Consider the following 15,338-nt stretch of genomic DNA (forward strand, 5'->3'; position numbering starts at 1 on the left):
TGCACTCGCAGCATCATTTTCCTTGATCGGCGCCGCTGCAACTCTTAATTGCCAATCGTGACGGTGCAGCGCATCGCGCGCACCATCATACCTCCCTGTTGGACTATGGCCGAGCTTAGTGCTCGGCCTTTTTTTTCGCGGAATGCCCTGTATATGGGCATCATGCCCATCTCGCTGTCACCCCCCTCTCCCGCCGACCTGCCAGAGCTCTCCGCCCTCTGCCTCCGGTCCAAGGCGCACTGGGGCTACGACGCGGTTTTCATGGCCGCCTGCCGCGAGGAACTGACGCTCACCGGGCAGGATATCGAAACATCCGCGCTCACCGTCGCCTGGCGCGACGGGGCGCTGGCGGGCGTGGCGCAGGTCAAACCGGAGGCGAACGGCGCCGAGATCTGGAAACTCTTCGTCGACCCGCCCCACATGGGCACCGGCGTCGGCCGGCAGCTCTTCGACTGGTGCGTGGCCGAGGCCCGCAAGCTCGAGGCCGCCGAACTCCGGATCGAGGCCGACCCCGAAGCCGTTCCCTTCTACCAGCGCATGGGCGCGAAAATCGCCGGCAGCGCGCCCTCCGGCTCGATCCCCGGCCGCCGCCTGCCGCTCCTGCGCTACACGCTCAGATAACCGGCAACTCCGCCCCCGCCAGCGGCGACAGCACCCGCGGGGCACCATCCGTGATCAAGATATTCTCCTCGTGCACCATGATCCGCCCCGGCACGATCTCCACCCCCGGCTCCAGCGTGATCACCATGCCGGGCTGCAACACCGTCCGGTCCTTCGCCGTCAGCGACAGCCCCTCCGTCAACTGCATCCCCAGCCCGTGCCCCAGCCGCCCGGCGCCCTCTCCGCCGCCCGTGACGGCCGCCATCGCCTGCCAGACCTCGTCGGCCCGAACACCGGCCCGCGCCACCTCCAGCCCCGCCTGCACCGCCTCGATCAGCCGCCCATGCGCCGCCCTCTGCCCCTCCGAGGCCCGGCCGATGGCGAAATTCCGGTCATAGTCACAGAAATACCCGTCCCGCACCGCCCCGGTATCCAGCATCAGGACATCCCCCTCCGCCAGCGGCACCTCCGTCGCGGGCGAGATCACGTCCGCATACCCGTCAGGGCCCGCCCCGCCCGCAAGATACGGCACCCAATCCGCCCCCTCCTCCAGCAGCAACCGCTGAAAATCCCGGAACACCTGCGCCAGCGTCACGCCCGGCGCGGCAATCTCCCCCACCCGCGCAAAGGCCCGCGCCGCCACGTCACAGCTTTCGGCAATCCTCCCGATTTCCGCCGCCGACTTCACTGCCCGAAGCTCTGCCACGATCCCCCGGTCATCGCCAAAGGCCAGCCCCGATGCCGCCTGAACCCGCGTGAAATCCGCCAGCGGCATCCGCAGATGCGTCTCGATATGCGACGGCACCCCGACCGGCCCGCCAACCTCGCGCAGCGTCCCGGCCAACAGGCTCACCCCGTCATCCTCCGGATCCGGCGCCGCCCAAGTCCGGATATCCTCGACCCATGTGCTGGCCATCAGCGCCGCCCCGATCGACGGGATCACCGCGATCGGCTTGCCCTCCACCGGAACCACCAGGAACCAAGGCCGGCTCGGCGATTCCCAGAACCGCGTCAGAAACCCTGTGAAGTAGCGAACCTCCGGCTCGGTCGTCAGCAACAGCGCGCCCAGCCCCTCCTCGGCCATCCTCGCCTGCGCCCGGGCCACCCGGCCCTTGTACTCGGCGACGGGAAAGCCCCAGCTCACTCGGCCTCCTCGCTGATGACGGTCAGCACACGTGCCCCCGCACCCGGGTTCATCTCCTTCACCGCGGCAATCCCCGCCGCGCCCGAGGTGGTCGTCGCCATCCCCTGCGCCTCCAGCTCGGCCAGAACCGCTTCGGCCTCGGCATCGCTCACCGTCACGAAGGCATCCGCATCCCGCGCCAGCCCCTTCAGCGCAATCAGCGACGGCGCCTTGCAATCCAGCCGCCCCATGTTCGACACCGGCCCCTCCGTCACCACCGGGAGGCCCGCCCGGATGCTTTCCATCAACGCCGGCGCGGCGGCGGGCTCGACCACGATGATCCGCGGCGCCCCGCCCCAGCACGACCGGAAATAGGCGGCCAAGGCCCCGGCCAGCCCGCCAACCCCGGCCTGCAAGTAGATATGCGTGGGCGTTTCCGGGCACTGCTCCGCCGCCTCCGCGGCCAGCGCCAGATACCCCTCCATCAGCCGGTGCGGAATATCCACGTAGCCCGGCCACGAACTGTCCGACAGCAGCGTCCAGCCGTTCTCTGCCGCCGCCCGCTCCGCCGCGGCCATGCTGGCCTCGTACTCCGCCCCCTCGCGCACCACCTCGGCGCCCTTGTCCCGCAGGCGCTGCGCGAATCCCTCGGGCACCGTCTCGGCCAGGTAGACCACCGCCTTCGCCCCGAACACCCGCGCCCCGGCGGCCACCGACATGCCGTGATTGCCGGCGCTCGCCGTCACATAGGTCCGCCCCTGCAGCGCCCGGCCCATGTCCTCCGCGCCCGTCGCCTCCGCCTCATGCGCGATCACATAGGCCGCCCCCAGCGCCTTGAAGCTGCCAAGCCCCATCCGCCCGCGCTCGTCCTTGGCCCAGACCGACGCTCCGAACCCATCCAGCACGGTCAGCGGCGTCATCCCCGCCGCCGGGCACCGCGCCAGCAACGCCCCCGGCCGCTCTGCCGCCACGCTCGGCCACGGCACCCCTGGCAGGGCATCGTCGCTCAATCCGCCCTGCATCCGCCACGCGTTTTCCAGTATGTCCATCGCCGGCCTCCTGCCCGCAGCACACCGCGCAGGCGCTCCCGGGTCAAGGGCGCGCTGCCCGGTCGCGGCGAAAAATCCGGTCACCGGAACGTGACCACCGCCGCTGCGAAACCCCGGCCTTCCCCCAAGTCAAGCAAGGAACATGACCCCGCCACCTTTGGTTGGGCGGGTACGAAGGCCGGCAGGTCCGGCCAACCGACCGCCGCAGCAACGGCTGCACAAGGCAACTGACAGGAGATTTACAAATGACCTTCCACAAACTGGCCCTCGCCACGATCCTCACCAGCGCGACCGCGCTCGGCGCCCACGCGCAGAACAGCGCGCTCGGCGACAACGCGATCGAGGAAAAAGGCCACGAGATGGAAAACGCCGCCCGGGCCGACGAGGCACCCGGGATCGACGAAACCACCGATTACGACGCGGAAAGCTACGGCATCCGCGGCGACGAGGTGGTCTCCGTGGGCCCAGAACAGGACGCGACCGAGCAGGGCGTGAACGATAACCTCGCTCCCAACGAATCCGAGACCACGTCCCTCACCGAGCCCGAGAACATTCTCAACGCGGCTAAGCAGGGCACCCCGGTCTATTCCGTGACGGGCGAAACCATCGGCGCCGTCGCCGCAACCCGTGACGACGCCGAAGAAGGCGCCATCGTCATCGTCGATGTCAGCGAGCAGGCCGGCCTGCCGGTCCCGGCGCTAGCCTTCCCGATCGCCACGCTGCAGGTCGTCAAGGAAGGCGGCGCGCTCGAATATCATTCGCGCCTCGCCCATCTCGAAGAGCATATCGAACAGGTTCAGGGCGGCTGAATCCAGCCCTGCCCCAACTGCGGCCCGTATTTCACGGGCCGCAGTTTATTTATACCTATCGGACAGATACCGTGCGAACTTCATCCCCCAAACGCGACGAAAACGAACAGGTGATGGAACTTTCGCAGGCCCCTCACGTTCCCCCCCTGTCTCCCCGGCCGTCGCGGCGGCATCGGGATTTCATCGTTAGGAAAGGTGACCACCATGAAACTCAAGACCCTCGCACTGACGACGGCCCTGGCCACGACACTCTCGCTTCCGGCCTACGCACAGGTCGGCGGCGACGCTGATGCGGGCGCCGGCGCGGATGCCGGTGTCGGCGGCGTCGGCGCAGACGCCGGTGCCGCTGCTGGCGCCGATGCTGGCGCCGATGCCGGCGCAGACGTCGGAACCGACGGTGCGGCCGCCGATGCAGATGCCGATGCCGGCGCCGCGGCCGGCGCGGACACCGACACCGCCGATGCGGACGCCGACGCCGGCACCGATGCCGACGCCAGCGCGGATGCCAGCGCCGAGTCCGATGCCTCCGACAGCGACAGCGACAGTGATACCGCCGACAGCAGTTCGACCGCCGACAGCGAGGACGACAGCAGCACCAGCGCATCGGCCACCGCCGACACCGAGTCGAGCGGCGAGCTGAACGCGACCGTCACCACCGGCGCCATCGTGATGTCGACCGATGGCGAGATCATCGGCGAAGTCACCGGCACGCGCGTCGACGACAAGGATGGCAGCACGCAGGCCATCATCGAGCTGTCCGATTCCCTCGGCGCCCCCGTCGAGAAGGTCGCGGTCGAGGCACAGGATCTCACCGACCGCGCCGATGGCGAGCTGACCTACGGCATGTCCGTGGCGCAGCTGCAAAGCCGCATCGCCGCACAGGTCGAAGCGACCAGCACCAACTAAGCGGGTTTTTCGAACCGGGCCGCCCACAAAGGCGGCCCGGTTTCCCTCTGCCGGCCCAGGCCCGCACTGCCCCTTTTCCCCCGCGCCCGTATGCCCTAAAGAGACGCCAAGGCGGACCACCCGAGGGGATTGACGAGCAATGGAAGAGCCGGCCATCACGCCCGAGCTGATCGAGGCCCACGGCCTCAAACCCGACGAATACGACCGGATCCTTCAGATCATCGGCCGCGAACCCAGCTTTACCGAGCTGGGGATTTTCTCGGCCATGTGGAACGAGCACTGTTCCTACAAATCCTCCAAGAAATGGCTGCGCACCCTGCCCACCGACGGGCCCCAGGTCATCTGCGGCCCGGGCGAGAATGCCGGCATCGTCGATATCGGCGACGGTCAGGCCGTGGTCTTCAAGATGGAAAGCCACAACCACCCCTCCTATATCGAACCCTACCAGGGCGCCGCGACCGGCGTGGGCGGCATCCTCCGCGACGTCTTCACCATGGGCGCCCGCCCCATCGCCTCGATGAACTCCCTCTCCTTCGGCGAACCGGCCCACCCCAAGACGCGCCAGCTCGTGCACGGCGTGGTCGAGGGCATCGGCGGCTACGGCAACTGCTTCGGCGTGCCCTGCGCGGGGGGCGAGGTGCGCTTCGACCCCGCCTATAACGGCAACTGCCTCGTCAACGCCTTCGCCGCGGGGCTCGCCGATACCGACAAGATCTTCTACTCCGCCGCCTCCGGCGTCGGCATGCCCGTCGTCTATCTCGGTGCCAAGACCGGCCGCGACGGGGTCGGAGGCGCCACCATGGCCAGCGCCGAATTCGACGAGTCGATCGAGGAAAAGCGCCCCACCGTCCAGGTCGGCGACCCCTTCACCGAAAAACGCCTGATGGAGGCGACGCTCGAGCTGATGGCCACCGGCGCCGTCATCTCGATCCAGGACATGGGCGCCGCGGGCCTCACCTGCTCGGCCGTGGAAATGGGCGACAAGGGCGGCCTCGGCATCCGCCTCAACCTCGACCAGGTGCCCCAGCGCGAAGCGAACATGACCGCCTACGAGATGATGCTCTCGGAAAGCCAGGAACGCATGCTCATGGTCCTGCGCCCCGAGAAGGAGGCCGAGGCCCGCGCCGTCTTCGACAAGTGGGATCTCGACTTCGCCATCGTCGGCGAAACCATCGCCGAAGACCGCTTCCTCATCCTCCACGGCAACGACGTGAAGGCCGACCTGCCGCTCGCCACCCTCTCCGGCTCGGCTCCCGAATACGACCGACCCTGGAACGAGCCCGTGCCGGCCGCCCCGCTCGACAACACCGCCATCCCCTCCGTCGACCCCGTCGACGGCCTCCGCGCGCTCATCTCCTCGCCCAACTACTGCTCGCGCCAATGGGTCTACGAGCAATATGACACCATGGTCATGGCCGACAGCGCCCGCACGCCGGGCCTCGGCGCGGGGCTCATCCGCGTCCACGGCACCGAGAAGCTCTTGGCCTTCACCTCCGACGTGACCCCGCGCTACGTCAAGGCCGACCCGGTCGAGGGCGGCAAACAGGCGGTGGCCGAGGCCTATCGCAACCTCACCGCCGTCGGCGCCACGCCGCTCGCCTCCACCGACAACCTCAATTTCGGCAATCCCGAAAAGCCCGAGATCATGGGCCAGTTCGTCGGCGCCATCCGCGGCATCGGCGAGGCCTGCTCGGCCCTCGACATGCCGATCGTCTCGGGCAATGTCTCGCTCTACAACGAAACCGACGGCGCGGCGATCCTGCCCACCCCCACCATTGGCGCCGTGGGCCTGATCCGCACCCCCGACGACGCCATCACCGGCACCGCCCGCGACGGCCATGTCGCCATCCTCGTTGGCGAAACCCAAGGGCATCTCGGCCAATCCGCCATTCTCGCCGAGGTCTTCAACCGCATTGAGGGCGCCGCCCCGCCGGTCGACCTCGCCGCCGAGAAGCGCAACGGCGATTTCATCCGCGCCAATGCCCGGCTCATCCGCGCCTGCACCGACCTCTCCGATGGCGGCCTTGCCCTCGCCGCCTTCGAGATGGCCGAGGCCTCCGGCGTCGGCATCCAGCTCGACAGCGCCGACATGGGCCAACTCTTCGGCGAGGATCAGGGCCGTTACCTCATCGCCTGCAGCTTCGACGCGGCCGAGGCCCTGATGGCCGCCGCGGGCCAAGCCGGCGTGCCGATCCAGACCGTCGGCCGCTTCACCGGCAGCGATGTCACGATGGGCGGCACGTCCGCCCCGCTCGCCGACCTCTCCGAGCTCTACCGGTCGAGCTTCGGCAGCCATTTCGGATAGGCCGGTGACAGCCGCGCCCGCCCGCCGACGGCTCGTCTTCCTCGTCGGCGCGCATAAAACCGCGTCCAGCCACCTGCAGCAAAGCCTGCTCGACGCCGCGCCGGCGCTCTCCGCCCGCGGCGTCGCCATCCTGCCGCCCAAACTCATCCGCGCCGACCTCACCCCGGTCTCGGCACTGGTGCGCGACGGCATCTCCCCCGAGATCGGCCAGGGCGCGGGCGCGGCCTTCCTGTCGCTCCACGGCGGCCCCGCCCCCACGATCGTGCTGATGGACGAGAACATCCTCGGCAGCACCGACCGCAAGATGCTGATGCGCAAGACCCGCCTCTACCCCTGGGCGCATCACCGGCTCGGCCGCATCCTCGCCCTCTTCCCCGGCCACGAGATCGAGATCGGCCTCGCCATCCGCAGCCCGGCCAGCTTCCTGCCCTCCTGCTGGAGCGAAAGCCTCCACCACGGGCCCTTCGAACCCTTCCGCCGCTTCACCAAGGCCGTCGACCCGCTCGCCCTGCGCTGGTCCGCGCTGGCGGACCGCCTGCACGACGCCGCCCCCCACGCCCGCATCATCGCCTGGCGCTACGAGGATTATCCGCAGGTCTTCCCGCAGGTAACCACCCGCCTCCTCGGCCCCAACGCCGCCGCCACGGTCACCCCCGTCGACCGCATCATGCGCCCCGGCCTCTCGGCCGAGGCCGCCCAGTGGCTCGGTCAGCAACAGGCCCCCGACAAGGACACCGTCCTCGCCGCGCGCAAACGCTTCCCCAAGCAGAAGAACACCCCCGGCCTCGACCCCTGGACCGCCGCCGACCACGCCGCCATGGCCTCCGCCTATGCCGACGACACCGCCACCCTCGCCGCCTGCCCCCATGTCGACCTAGTCACCCCGCCGGCCCGCCCGTGACCGCGTCCGACGCTTGAACCCCACCCCGAACCGTCATAAGTCTGAGCCAGACACAGCAAGGGGGAAACCACGCATGGCCATGCAAGCCCAGGAAATCGAGGATCTGATCCGCCAGACCTTTCCGGACGCCCAGATCACGATCACCGACCTTGCGGGAGACGGCAACCACTATGCCGCCGAGGTCATCGACGCCTCCTTCAAGGACATGAACCGCGTCCAGCAACAGCGCGCCGTCTACGCCGCCCTCAAGGGCAAGATGGACGGCCCCGATGGCGACCTGCACGCGCTGGCGCTGACCACCAAGGCCCCGGCCTGACCCTCACGTATCGCCGCGGCCGCTCTTGACCTGAGGCGCGCAATGGCCATCTGTGACACGGAAAGCATTCGCGACTGTATCGCCACGGGATCGCTGCCCGACATCGACCCGCACCCCGTCGTCATCCTCGTCCTTGCGCCCTTCATCCTCATTTTCGGTTGGGCCGCATGGGTGGAATTCCGGCGCTGGTGGCGTTACGGTCCCTCGCAAAACCGGCGCAGCGCCTTCCCCTTCGACGAGGACGCGCCAAGCTACGAAGCCCCAGAGGAGGCAGAGGCCGAAAGCCCCCCTCCCGACCACGACCAGGAACAGGAACGCCACAATGACCGACGCCAAGACCCAGATCGACGAAATCGTCAAAGCCAATGACGTGGTGCTCTACATGAAAGGCACCAAGACCATGCCGCAATGCGGCTTCTCCAGCCGCGTGGCGGGCGTGCTCAACTACATGGGCGTCGAATACACCGACGTGAACGTTCTCGCCGACGACGCGATCCGCCAGGGCATCAAGGATTACTCCGACTGGCCGACCATCCCGCAGCTCTACGTCAAGGGCGAATTCGTCGGCGGCTGCGACATCATCACCGAGATGACGCTGTCGGGCGAGCTCGACCAGCTCTTCGAGAAATCCGGCGTCTCCTACGACAAGGACGCCGCCGAGAAGATCCGCGAAGCCAACGCGTGAATTGACTGTCGGAGTGGGGGCGCTGCCCCACTCCCCCGGGATATTTCCGGCCAGAAGAAACACGTGCTCCACGCCCCGGGCCTGACCCGGGGCCTCGCGCCCCGCTCGTAGGCCGGGCTTCAGCCCGGCACCCGTCCCGTCACAACGGCCACAACACCAACGCCGCGCCCCCGGCCATCGCCGCCCCTCGCAGGGCAAGGCTCTTCCGCCGCACCAATGCGAAACTGATCGCCGCCAGTCCCGCCCCGATCTTCACCGCCGCCACCACCGCCATCACCGGCGTCTCGACCATCTGCGTCACCTGCGGCGCGGCCACCATCCCCAGCGGGATCAGGTAGAGCCCCACCCCCAGCGTCATCGCCGTCAGCGCCACGCGAAGCCAGTTCTCCCCGATCATCCCCGCCGCGATGAACACCGCGCCGCACACGGGCGGCGTGATCGTCGACAGAAGCGCGTACCAGAACACGAAAAGATGCGCCTGCAGCGGGTCCATCCCCAGCTCGATCAGCGCGGGCCCGGCGACGGACACGCAGATCACGTAAGCCGCCGTCGTCGGCACCTCCATCCCCAGGATCAGGCAGGCGAACGCCGTCAGCAGCAGCGACGGCCAGAGCATCCCCCCCGAGGCCGACAGGATCAGCGAGGTGATCTTGACCCCCAGCCCCGTCACCCCCAGCACCCCGATCACCAGCGAGGCGCAGAAGATGATCGACCCGATCAGCGCCACCTGCCGCCCGGCGGTCAGCAGCGCCGTCTCGAACCGCGCCGCGAACCGCCCCAGGTCGAGCCGCAGATCGCCCCCGGTCAGAAGCAGCGCCACCCCCGCAAAAATCGACAGGCAGGCCGCGTATTGCGGCGTCACGCCCAGCCCGAACATGCCCCACAGCAGAATGAAGAACGGCACCAGGAAAAACGCCGAGGTCACCGCCACGTCCCGCCCCGCCGGCCGGTCCTCGGCCCGCAGGCCGCGCAGGTCGAACCGCCGCGCATAGCCGTCGATCCCGATCCACACCGCCCAGAAATACAGTAGCGCCGGCAGCGCCGCCGCCGCCATGATGCCGGTATAGGGCACCCCCGTCAGCTCGACCATCACGAAGGCCCCGGCCCCCATCAGCGGCGGCATGATCTGCCCGCCAGACGAGGCCACCGCCTCCACCGCCCCGGCAATCCGCTTGGGATACCCCAGCCGCTCCATCGCCGGCAGGGTGATCGCCCCCGTCGAGGCCACGTTGGCCGAGGCCGAGCCCGAGATCGACCCGAACAGCGCCGAGGACAGCACCGACACCTTCGCCGCCCCGCCCTTCAGCCGCCCGGCCGCGGCCGAGGCCACGTTCATGAACCCCTGCCCCGCCTCGCCCGCGTTCAGCACCGCGCCGAAGATCACGAACACCGCCACCACGTTCACCGACACCGCCGTCAGCGTGCCCCACAGCGCGCCTTCCGAAATCGTCAGCGTGCCGAGGAAACTCTCCAGCGGCGTGCCCGAATGGCCGAACCGCCCGGGAATATACTGGCCATACAGCCCGTAAAGCAGCGCCACCGCCGCCACCAGCGGCAGCGGCCAGCCGATCGACCGCCGCGCCGCCTCCAGCACCACCATCACCAGCACCACTGCCAGCGCCACCTGGAAATCCCCCTCGAGGAACCCGTACTGATCCCCCAGCATCTCGCGGTTGAAGACGATCCACAGTGCCGCCCCCATCCCCAGCGCCGCCAGCACCACGCCCGACCACAGCGACACCCCCTGCCGCCCCCAGATCAGCACCCAGGGCAGCACGAAGACAAGGTGCATCGGCCGGCTCACCAGGTTCGGCACCAGCCCGGAGAACACCAGCCCGAGGTGAAAAACGACAGAGGCCAGCGCGAAGCTGGCCCAGATCACCCGCGCCAGGCCTGCCGGCGCGGGGCTGTCGGTCGAGGTCAGGCTCACTTCTGGTCGTCAGTGAGCGTAAAGCCCGCTTCCTCGTAATAGCGCACGGCGCCGGGGTGGATCTGGCCGGTGATGTTCTCCATCAGCGCCTCGTCGACGCCGCCCCACCATTTCGCCGCCTCGGTCATGGCGGATTTCTGCTCCCAGTAGGTCTTGGTGAGCTGATAGGCGGTCTCGTCATCCATCTTGGTCGTGGTAAACGCCACAACCGGCAGCGAGGTCGTCACGATATCCTCGTCCTGCCCCGCATAGGTGCCCGCCGGGATGACCAGCTTGGTGCGCTTGGTCTCGGCGATCTGCTCGTCGGTCAGCGACAGCACATGCACCCCGGTCGAGGCCGCGGCCTCCACCACGTTCGGCGCGGGCCACGAGCCGGCTGTCACGAACCCGTCGATCTGCCCGTTCTGCATCGCCGGCACGGCGTTCGACAGTTCCACGTCGGCCACGGTCACCTCGTCCTGCACCCCGAACAGGTCGAGATACTTCTCGCCCTCGGTGGCGCCGAAGCTGCCCTTGCCCAGCAGGATCGTCTTGCCCTTCAGGTCGTCGAAGGTCTTGGCCCCGCTCTCCTCGGTCATGACGAAATGCATGGTCAGCGACGGGATCGGGAACAGCGCCCGGATATCGTCGAAGGCCGGGTCGCCCTTGCCCTCGAACATCGCCTTGCCGCCCTGCGCCAGGCTCACCAGAACCGGCGGCGTGGTGAAGACGTAATCGCCCCCGCGGCCCCGCACCTCCATCACGTTCTGGACAGAGCCCTGGCTTTCCTCGACGGTCACGCTGATCTCGCCGTCACTGGCCTCCTGCATCGCCTCGGCGATCTGCACGGCCATCTGGTAGTAGGACGACGACGACTTGGCCGACTTGTAGGTGACGCGGGTCTCGGCGGCGGCCGGAACGGCCATGGCGGCGGCAAGTGCCAGCGCCGTGAATGCACGGAACTTCATGGAAATATCCTCCCTTAACAGATGGCGGCATTAAGGCCATTCCGCCCGGTGGGGTCAATGGGGGCGGCACCGCAATTCCGCAAAGAAATCGGCGCCTGCCGGGGATCCGACAGGCGCCGACAGGCAATCGAGCGCGACCGCTCAGATATCCAGCGTATGTTCCTTCTCCCACGCGGTGAAATGCGCGCAGAACCGGTTCCACTCGTCGGTCTTGAGCTTGATGAACGCCTCCGAGAATTCCTCGCCCAGCATCGACTTGAGTTCCTTGTCGCGGTTGAAGGTCCGGATCGCGTCCAGCATGTTCAGCGGCAGCTTGGGCGCGCCGCGCACCTTGTGGCCCTCGGCATACATGTCGATATCGTGCCGCTTGCCCGGGTCCGCCTTGCTGCGGATGCCCGACATGCCCGCGGCGATCACCACCGCCTGCAGCAGGTAGGGGTTGGCCGCCCCATCCGCCAGCCGCAGCTCGAACCGCCCCGGCCCCGGCACCCGCACCATGTGCGTGCGGTTGTTGCCCGTCCAGGTCACCGTGTTCGGCGCCCATGTCGCGCCCGAGGTCGTGCGCGGCGCGTTGATCCGCTTGTAGCTGTTCACCGTCGGGTTGGTGATCGCCGCCATCCCCGAGGCGTGCTTCATGATCCCGCCCAGGAAATGCGCGCCCTGCTCGGAAAGCCCCAGCTCCCCGGTCGGCCCCTCGCTCTTGTCGGTGGCGAACATGTTGGTCTTGGCCTTCTTGCCCGGCGCATCCCAGACCGAGATATGCACATGCGCCCCGTTCCCGGTGAGGCCCTCCACCGGCTTCGGCATGAAGGTCGCCCGGAACCCGTGCTTCTCGGCCACCGACTTGGTCATGAACTTGAAGAAGGAATGCCGGTCCGCCGTCACCAGCGCGTCGTCGAAATCCCAGTTCATCTCGAACTGGCCATTCGCATCCTCGTGGTCGTTCTGGTACGGGCCCCAGCCCAGCTCGAGCATGTAATCGCAGATCTCGCGCACCACGTCATAGCGCCGCATCACCGCCTGCTGGTCATAGCAGGGCTTCTCGGCCGTATCGAACTCGTCCGACAGCGATTTCCCGTCGGGCGTCAGCAGGAAATACTCCGCCTCGACGCCGGTCTTGACGTGCAGGCCCTCCTCCGCCGCCTCGGCAATCAGCCGGCGCAGCACGTTGCGCGGCGCCTGCGCCACGTCCTGCCCTTCCATCACCGGGTTGGCGGCGACCCAGGCCACCTCGGGCTTCCACGGAAGCTGGATCACCGAACTCGGGTCCGGCACCGCCAGCATGTCCGGATGCGCCGGCGTCATGTCGAGCCAGGTGGCAAAGCCGGCGAACCCGGCGCCGTCCTCCTCCATATCCCCGATCGCCTGCGCCGGCACCAGCTTGGCCCGCTGCCCGCCGAACAGGTCGGTAAAGGAAATCATGAAGTATTTTACGCCCTTGTCCTTGGCAAAGGCGGCCAGACTCTTGGTCATAGATGAATGCTCCCGGTTGGTTTTTCTTTCAATTCGACGATCTCGAAATCCACGAGATCGTTCCAGTGCCCCACCCATTTGTCAAAGGTTTCGGGCACATCGGCCTCCATCAGCTGGAAACAGGTATCGTCCTGCCTCGAAAGCCAACTGTCGAGATAGGCCAGGCCATCCGGCAACATCCGGCCCTTTTCCGCGAACCGTGCATAGACAGCCGCGGAAGAGCCGGATCTGAACCGCTCGATGACCATGTATCGTGGCATCAGAACCCCTGGCCCGGCATCCCCGGATACCACGCCGTGCCCGCCAGCGGCACCTTGGCCATCGCCGCCGCTTCCATCGTCAGCGCCGCCAGGTCCTCCGGCTCGAGGTTATGCACGTGGTTCTTCCCACAGGCCCGTGCCAGCGTCTGAACTTCAAGCGTCATCACCTTGAGATAATTACGCAATTTCCGCCCCGCTTCCACCGGGTCCAGCCGCTTCGACAACTCCGGATCCTGCGTCGAGATGCCGGCCGGGTCGCGCCCCTCGTGCCAGTCGTCATAGGCGCCCGCGGTGCTGCCCAGCTTCTGGTATTCCTCTTCCCATTTCGGGTCGTTGTCGCCGATGGCGATCATCGCCGCCGTGCCGATGCTTACCGCATCCGCCCCCAGCGCCAGCGCCTTCGCCGCATCCGCGCCTGAGCGAATGCCGCCCGACACGATCAGCTGCACCTCCCGATGCATCCCCAGATCCTGCAGCGCCTGCACCGCCTCACGGATACAGGCCAGCGTCGGAATGCCCACATGCTCGATGAACACGTCCTGCGTCGCGGCCGTGCCGCCCTGCATCCCGTCGATCACCACCACGTCCGCCCCGGCCTTCACCGCCAGCGTCGTGTCGAAATAGGGCCTCGCCGCGCCCACCTTCACGTAGATCGGCTTCTCCCACGCGGTGATCTCGCGCAGCTCGAGGATCTTGATCTCCAGGTCATCCGGCCCCGTCCAGTCCGGATGCCGGCAGGCCGAGCGCTGGTCGATCCCCTTGGGCAGCGTCCGCATCTCGGCCACCCGGTCGGAAATCTTCTGCCCCAGCAACATGCCGCCACCGCCCGGCTTGGCCCCCTGGCCCACCACGACCTCGATCGCATCGGCCTTGCGCAAATCATCCGGGTTCATCCCATAACGCGACGGAAGATACTGATACACAAGCGTTTTCGACTCGCCCCGCTCTTCCCGCGTCATGCCCCCGTCACCGGTGGTGGTCGAAGTGCCGGCGGCACTCGCCCCGCGCCCCAGCGCCTCTTTCGCCTGCGCCGACAGCGCGCCGAACGACATCCCCGCAATGGTGATCGGGATCTTCAGCTCGATCGGCTTCTTCGCGAACCGCGTGCCCAGCACCACATTCGTGTCGCACCGCTCGCGATACCCTTCCAGCGGGTACCGGCTCATCGACGCGCCCAGGAAAACGAGGTCGTCGAAATGCGGCACCCGGCGCTTGGCGCCCCCGCCGCGAATGTCATAGATGCCCGTGGCCGCCGCCCGCCGGATCTCGGCATTCACGTCCGGCGTGAAATTGGCGGAAAACCGCGGCGGAGTCCGCGGGGCGTGTGCATTGTCCTTGGCCATGTCCTGCGCTCCTCAATAGGCGTTGTCGATGTCGAAGTTGTAAAGCTGCCGAGCCGATCCATAGCGGCGGAACTCTTCCGGCTTGGCGTCCGACCCGGCCCGCTCCAGTAGCTCGGCCAGCTTTTCCAGGTGCTCCGGCCGCATCTCCTTCTCGATGCAATCCGCGCCGAGGCTCTTCACGCGGCCCCGCACGAACAGCTTCGCCTCGTAGATCGAGTCGCCCAAGGCATCGCCCGCATCGCCGCACACCACGAGGTGCCCCGCCTGCCCCATGAAGGCCGACATGTGCCCCACGTTGCCATGCACCACGATATCGATCCCCTTCATGGAAATCCCGCAGCGGCTCGACGCATTGCCCTTGATCACCAACAGCCCGCCATGGCCCGTCGCCCCGGCGTACTGGCTCGCATCGCCCTCGACGACCACCGTGCCGCTCATCATGTTCTCGGCCACGCCGGGGCCTACCGACCCCGTCACATGCACCGTCGCCTGCTGGTTCATACCTGCACAGTAATACCCGGTCGAGCCCTTCACCTGCACCTCGATCGGCGCGTCCAGCCCCACGGCAATCGCATGGCTGCCGCGCGGGTTCACCACCTCCCAGGCGGTCTCGTTGGTCTGCGCGCTCTGCGCCTGCAACGCCTCGTTCAGGCCGCGCAGGCCGTCGGCGGCAAGGTCATAGGTCTGCATG

General features: G+C 67.8%; 16 protein-coding genes. 8 read left to right on the forward strand and 8 right to left on the reverse strand.

The genetic code is table 11. From position 1 onward, the window contains the following. The first annotated feature begins 153 nt into the window (after positions 1–153). Positions 154–621, forward strand: coding sequence for a GNAT family N-acetyltransferase (locus RLN94_RS05880; protein WP_350126330.1), 468 nt, complete (start codon positions 154–156; stop codon positions 619–621). Here the strand turns inward: RLN94_RS05880 and RLN94_RS05885 are convergent. Together RLN94_RS05885 and RLN94_RS05890 are read right to left on the reverse strand one after the other, a co-directional pair. After that, on the reverse strand, positions 614–1,744 hold the full coding sequence (locus RLN94_RS05885) for a M24 family metallopeptidase (protein ID WP_350126333.1): 1,131 nt from the start codon (positions 1,742–1,744) through the stop codon (positions 614–616). The two genes, RLN94_RS05880 and RLN94_RS05885, sit on opposite strands and share 8 nt — an antisense overlap. Continuing rightward, positions 1,741–2,772 carry a pyridoxal-phosphate dependent enzyme gene (locus RLN94_RS05890; RefSeq protein WP_350126336.1) on the reverse strand — a complete coding sequence of 344 codons (1,032 nt, stop codon included), beginning with the start codon at positions 2,770–2,772 and terminating at the stop codon, positions 1,741–1,743. Before RLN94_RS05890 ends, RLN94_RS05885 begins: the two co-directional genes overlap by 4 nt. Positions 2,773–3,017: 245 nt before the next feature. Here RLN94_RS05890 and RLN94_RS05895 point away from each other — a divergent pair, with 245 nt between their 5' ends. The 7 genes from RLN94_RS05895 to grxD all read left to right on the forward strand — a co-directional run bounded on the left by RLN94_RS05895 (position 3,018) and on the right by grxD (position 8,694). After that, positions 3,018–3,581 carry a hypothetical protein gene (locus tag RLN94_RS05895; protein ID WP_350126339.1) on the forward strand — a complete coding sequence of 188 codons (564 nt, stop codon included), beginning with the start codon at positions 3,018–3,020 and terminating at the stop codon, positions 3,579–3,581. A 204-nt stretch (positions 3,582–3,785) separates the two neighbouring features. Continuing rightward, positions 3,786–4,487, forward strand: a complete 702-nt coding sequence (locus RLN94_RS05900; protein WP_350126342.1) for a hypothetical protein — start codon at positions 3,786–3,788, stop codon at positions 4,485–4,487. Between the two features lie 139 nt (positions 4,488–4,626). Then, complete coding sequence (gene purL / locus RLN94_RS05905; protein ID WP_350158674.1) at positions 4,627–6,792, forward strand: phosphoribosylformylglycinamidine synthase subunit PurL; 2,166 nt, start codon at positions 4,627–4,629, stop codon at positions 6,790–6,792. A 4-nt stretch (positions 6,793–6,796) separates the two neighbouring features. Continuing rightward, positions 6,797–7,693 (forward strand): hypothetical protein, encoded by an 897-nt coding sequence (locus RLN94_RS05910; RefSeq protein WP_350126349.1) that lies wholly within the window; start codon positions 6,797–6,799, stop codon positions 7,691–7,693. Between the two features lie 73 nt (positions 7,694–7,766). Then, positions 7,767–8,009, forward strand: coding sequence for a BolA/IbaG family iron-sulfur metabolism protein (locus tag RLN94_RS05915; protein WP_350126352.1), 243 nt, complete (start codon positions 7,767–7,769; stop codon positions 8,007–8,009). Between the two features lie 42 nt (positions 8,010–8,051). Next, positions 8,052–8,378, forward strand: a complete 327-nt coding sequence (locus RLN94_RS05920; RefSeq protein WP_350126355.1) for a hypothetical protein — start codon at positions 8,052–8,054, stop codon at positions 8,376–8,378. Further along, entirely contained in the window at positions 8,332–8,694 is a 363-nt protein-coding gene (gene grxD, locus RLN94_RS05925) for a Grx4 family monothiol glutaredoxin (protein WP_300892545.1), read from the forward strand. Before RLN94_RS05920 ends, grxD begins: the two co-directional genes overlap by 47 nt. Positions 8,695–8,833: 139 nt before the next feature. On the opposite strand, the gene RLN94_RS05930 is transcribed toward grxD, so the two are convergent. The 6 genes from RLN94_RS05930 to RLN94_RS05955 form a co-directional block, all read right to left on the reverse strand. After that, positions 8,834–10,624: a TRAP transporter permease gene (locus RLN94_RS05930; RefSeq protein ID WP_350126359.1), complete on the reverse strand. Its 1,791-nt coding sequence runs from the start codon at positions 10,622–10,624 to the stop codon at positions 8,834–8,836. Further along, complete coding sequence (locus tag RLN94_RS05935) at positions 10,621–11,571, reverse strand: TAXI family TRAP transporter solute-binding subunit (RefSeq protein WP_350126362.1); 951 nt, start codon at positions 11,569–11,571, stop codon at positions 10,621–10,623. The genes RLN94_RS05930 and RLN94_RS05935 overlap by 4 nt, the downstream gene beginning before the upstream one ends. Positions 11,572–11,712: 141 nt before the next feature. After that, a complete protein-coding gene (gene glnT, locus RLN94_RS05940; RefSeq protein ID WP_350126365.1) occupies positions 11,713–13,044 on the reverse strand; it encodes a type III glutamate--ammonia ligase in 1,332 nt (443 codons plus the stop codon). Beyond that, positions 13,041–13,304, reverse strand: a complete 264-nt coding sequence (locus tag RLN94_RS05945) for a DUF3303 domain-containing protein (RefSeq protein WP_350158672.1) — start codon at positions 13,302–13,304, stop codon at positions 13,041–13,043. The genes glnT and RLN94_RS05945 overlap by 4 nt, the downstream gene beginning before the upstream one ends. Continuing rightward, on the reverse strand, positions 13,304–14,647 hold the full coding sequence (locus tag RLN94_RS05950; protein WP_350126371.1) for an FMN-binding glutamate synthase family protein: 1,344 nt from the start codon (positions 14,645–14,647) through the stop codon (positions 13,304–13,306). The genes RLN94_RS05945 and RLN94_RS05950 overlap by 1 nt, the downstream gene beginning before the upstream one ends. 12 nt (positions 14,648–14,659) lie before the next feature. Further along, entirely contained in the window at positions 14,660–15,337 is a 678-nt protein-coding gene (locus RLN94_RS05955; RefSeq protein WP_350126374.1) for a GXGXG domain-containing protein, read from the reverse strand. Position 15,338: the final 1 nt, after the last annotated feature.

It is taken from the genome of Roseovarius sp., assembly GCF_040223625.1.
Lineage (GTDB): Bacteria > Pseudomonadota > Alphaproteobacteria > Rhodobacterales > Rhodobacteraceae > Roseovarius.

What these genes read in the sequence shown, in the direction of transcription:
- RLN94_RS05880 (WP_350126330.1), top strand. Translation starts at nt 154, where the DNA reads ATGGGCATCATGCCCATCTCGCTGTCACCCCCCTCTCCCGCCGACCTG.
- RLN94_RS05890 (WP_350126336.1), bottom strand. Translation starts at nt 2,772, where the DNA reads ATGGACATACTGGAAAACGCGTGGCGGATGCAGGGCGGATTGAGCGAC.
- RLN94_RS05895 (WP_350126339.1), top strand. Translation starts at nt 3,018, where the DNA reads ATGACCTTCCACAAACTGGCCCTCGCCACGATCCTCACCAGCGCGACC.
- RLN94_RS05900 (WP_350126342.1), top strand. Translation starts at nt 3,786, where the DNA reads ATGAAACTCAAGACCCTCGCACTGACGACGGCCCTGGCCACGACACTC.
- purL (WP_350158674.1), top strand. Translation starts at nt 4,627, where the DNA reads ATGGAAGAGCCGGCCATCACGCCCGAGCTGATCGAGGCCCACGGCCTC.
- RLN94_RS05915 (WP_350126352.1), top strand. Translation starts at nt 7,767, where the DNA reads ATGGCCATGCAAGCCCAGGAAATCGAGGATCTGATCCGCCAGACCTTT.
- RLN94_RS05920 (WP_350126355.1), top strand. Translation starts at nt 8,052, where the DNA reads ATGGCCATCTGTGACACGGAAAGCATTCGCGACTGTATCGCCACGGGA.
- grxD (WP_300892545.1), top strand. Translation starts at nt 8,332, where the DNA reads ATGACCGACGCCAAGACCCAGATCGACGAAATCGTCAAAGCCAATGAC.
- RLN94_RS05935 (WP_350126362.1), bottom strand. Translation starts at nt 11,571, where the DNA reads ATGAAGTTCCGTGCATTCACGGCGCTGGCACTTGCCGCCGCCATGGCC.
- glnT (WP_350126365.1), bottom strand. Translation starts at nt 13,044, where the DNA reads ATGACCAAGAGTCTGGCCGCCTTTGCCAAGGACAAGGGCGTAAAATAC.
- RLN94_RS05945 (WP_350158672.1), bottom strand. Translation starts at nt 13,304, where the DNA reads ATGCCACGATACATGGTCATCGAGCGGTTCAGATCCGGCTCTTCCGCG.
- RLN94_RS05950 (WP_350126371.1), bottom strand. Translation starts at nt 14,647, where the DNA reads ATGGCCAAGGACAATGCACACGCCCCGCGGACTCCGCCGCGGTTTTCC.
- RLN94_RS05955 (WP_350126374.1), bottom strand. Translation starts at nt 15,337, where the DNA reads ATGCAGACCTATGACCTTGCCGCCGACGGCCTGCGCGGCCTGAACGAG.